This is a genomic window from Frankia sp. AiPs1 (genome assembly GCF_023716945.1).
Lineage (GTDB): Bacteria > Actinomycetota > Actinomycetes > Frankiales > Frankiaceae > Frankia.
This window is the reverse complement of sequence record NZ_JAMQQF010000699.1, coordinates 1-2,727: the sequence shown is the minus strand read 5'-3', so window position 1 is coordinate 2,727 and position 2,727 is coordinate 1. Positions and strand designations below refer to the sequence as shown.

4 protein-coding genes are annotated in these 2,727 nt (G+C 71.1%); 2 read left to right on the top strand and 2 right to left on the bottom strand.

The features are described 5' to 3' along the window. Together ND748_RS29580 and ND748_RS29575 are read left to right on the top strand one after the other, a co-directional pair. A partial coding sequence (locus ND748_RS29580; protein ID WP_251749485.1) for an SDR family NAD(P)-dependent oxidoreductase occupies positions 1-682 on the top strand: 682 nt, incomplete at its 5' end. A gap of 254 nt (positions 683-936) precedes the next feature. Continuing rightward, complete coding sequence (locus ND748_RS29575; protein WP_251749484.1) at positions 937-1,767, top strand: SDR family NAD(P)-dependent oxidoreductase; 831 nt, start codon at positions 937-939, stop codon at positions 1,765-1,767. A gap of 5 nt (positions 1,768-1,772) precedes the next feature. Here the strand turns inward: ND748_RS29575 and ND748_RS29570 are convergent, their stop codons facing one another. Further along, on the bottom strand, positions 1,773-2,042 hold the full coding sequence (locus ND748_RS29570) for a hypothetical protein (RefSeq protein WP_251749483.1): 270 nt from the start codon (positions 2,040-2,042) through the stop codon (positions 1,773-1,775). Further along, on the bottom strand, positions 2,039-2,383 hold the full coding sequence (locus tag ND748_RS29565) for a helix-turn-helix domain-containing protein (protein ID WP_251749486.1): 345 nt from the start codon (positions 2,381-2,383) through the stop codon (positions 2,039-2,041). The genes ND748_RS29570 and ND748_RS29565 overlap by 4 nt, the downstream gene beginning before the upstream one ends. Positions 2,384-2,727: the final 344 nt, after the last annotated feature.

The window sequence follows — 2,727 nt, the reverse complement described above, 5'->3', positions numbered from 1 at the left end:
GGGCGCAGCGGTGGCCCTGCTCGGCCGCACCGAGTCGAAAGTGGTCGCCGCCGCCGAGGAGCTGGCGGGCAAGGGCGCCCGGGTGCTGGCGCTGCGCTGCGACGTGGCCGAGCGGGCCGACGCGCAGGCCGCGGTCGCGGCGACGCTGGCCGCCTTTGGCCGGATCGACATCCTCGTCAACAACGCCCAGGGCGGGAACAACACCGTCCGCATCCCCACGGTCGACGCCACCGACGCCGAGCTCCTCGAATCCTTCGAGACCGGCCCGCTGGGCAGCGTCCACATGATGCAGGCCTGCTTCGAGGCGTTGCGGGACTCCGGCCGCGGCGCGGTCGTCAACTTCGGATCGGGGATCGGGGTGCGCGGCGCCCCCGGCCTGCTCGGGTACGCGATGGCGAAGGAGGCCATCGGCGGCCTGACGAAGGTCACCGCCATCGAGTGGGGCCGTTACGGGATCCGGGTGAACCAGGTCTGCCCGGCCGCCTGGTCGCCGGCGGCCGAGGAGTACATGAAGCAGAGCCCCGAGCGCTGGGAGCTGCAGCGCCGCCAGACCCCGCTGCGCCGGCTCGGCGACCCCTATGCCGACATCGGCCGGGCGATCGTCGGCCTGGTCAGCGACGACATGCAGTACCTGACCGGGGCGACGCTCATGCTCGACGGCGGCCAGGTCCTGCTGCGCTGAGCCGACCACGAACATCGACCACACGGACATCGACCACACGGACATCGACCACACGAACACCGATCACACGGGCATCGACGACACGGACATCGACCAGGAACATCGCGTGCCAACGGCCGGTTCGCCCGGCGCGGGAGGGGCTGCGGTGCGGTGCGTACGGTCCGGCGGCAAAAACCGTGCACAACGCACCGCAACCGGCCCTCGCCCGGGTTCGGACTGCTGCTGGCGTCAGCACGGATCGGAAGGAGACGGCGATGCCGGACAACCTGGTAGGCAAGACGGCGATTGTCACGGGCGGCAGCAGTGGCATCGGCCTGGCCAGCGTCGAGGCGTTCGTCGCCGAGGGCGCGCACGTGGTCATCGGTGACATCCAGGACGAGCGCGGCCGGGCCGCCGCCGAGCGGCTCGGCGACGCCGCGGTCTACGTCCACGCGGACGTCTCCGACGACGACCAGGTCGCGAACCTGGTCGACACCGCGGTGCGCCACTTCGGCGGCCTGGACATCATGTTCAACAACGCCAGCGGCGCCGGCGACCCGGCCGGGTTCGTCGATCTCGGGCCGGACGGGCTCGACCGGTCGCTGCGCCTCATCGTCGGCTCGGCCGTCTCCGGGCACCGCCACGCCGCCCGCGTCTTCATCGAGCAGGGCCGCGGCGGATCGATCATCACCACCAGCAGCGGTTCGGGGCTGCGCGGCGGCCTGGGCCAGCCGAGCTACACGATCGGCAAGCACGCCGTCATCGGCGTGGTACGCCATGCCGCGGCCGAGCTCGGCCGGCACGGCATCCGCTCCAACGCGATCTGCCCCGGCATCACCATGACGCCAGTGATGGGCATGGGCATCGCGCGGGACCGCCGGCCGGCCTTCATGGAACACCTTGCCGAGGCGTTGCGCGACGAGCAGCCGGCCGGCCGGGTCGGGCAGCCCGAGGACATCGCCGCGGCCGTGGTCTTCCTGGCCAGCGACCTGTCCCGGTTCGTCAACGGGGTGATCCTGCCGGTCGACGGCGGCGCCGACGCGGTGAGCCTGGGCCGCTACGCCGAGATCACCACTGCCGTCCGGGCGGATTTCGGCGGCCGCTGACCGCCCTACTCGACCTCCTTGAGGATGCCCTCGACGGACCGCAGCCGGGTCTGCATCTCCGCGAGGCGACCTCCCAGCTCGGCGAGCTGGCGTTCGGTGCCCTCCTGGAACAGGACGGCTCGGTCCGCGATCGTCCGGTACTCCTTCTCCCGGGCGAGGGACGCCTTCGCCCGCCAGGTCGCGGCGACCTGCCAGATCGACACGATGACCACGGACGTGACCAGGGTGAAGACCCCGATGACGCCGATGATCTCCTGCCAGTCGTACGGACTCATGCCGTTGCTCCCTTCTCCTGCGGGCTGAGGGTGCGGGCCGCCTGCGCGATGGTCCGCGGGGTCAACTGGATCACGAAGGCCGTGATCTCGTAGAACTTCATCGCCTTGCCGTCCTCCGAGAGTTCCAGCCGGGCGGTCACGAGGCCGGCGGCCTCGAGCTTGCGCAGATGGACCTGCAGCAGGGCCCGGCTGATGTCCAGGTCCCGGGCCAGCCGGCTCACGTAGTTGCGCTCGCCGGCCAGCGCCGCGAGGACCCGCAGCCGGTGCGGGTTGGCGAGCGTGGCCATGATCTGCACCAGCTCGTCCCCGGATGGATCGGATCTCGTCACGTGCGGGCCCATCTCCGTCACCTGAAGACTTCTGTCACGTGCAGATCTCTGCCACGTGCAGATCTCTGTGACCACGGATCTCTGTGACCACGGATCTCTGTGACCACGGATCTCTGCGACTACAGATCACTACCACTGCCACACGCGTACATCTGGCACGTGCAAAGAAACTTTAGCATGTGATGAATTACGTTAGCAGGTGGAGGCCGGAAGGCAAGGCCCGCGGCGAGATCGGTCCGCCGGGGATGGTGCCAGGGGCGTCGCCGGGGTGGGCGCAGACGCGGGGGGGGGGGGGGGGGGGGGGGGGGGGGGGGGGGGGGGGGGGGGGGGGGGGGGGGGGGGGGGGGGGGGGGGGG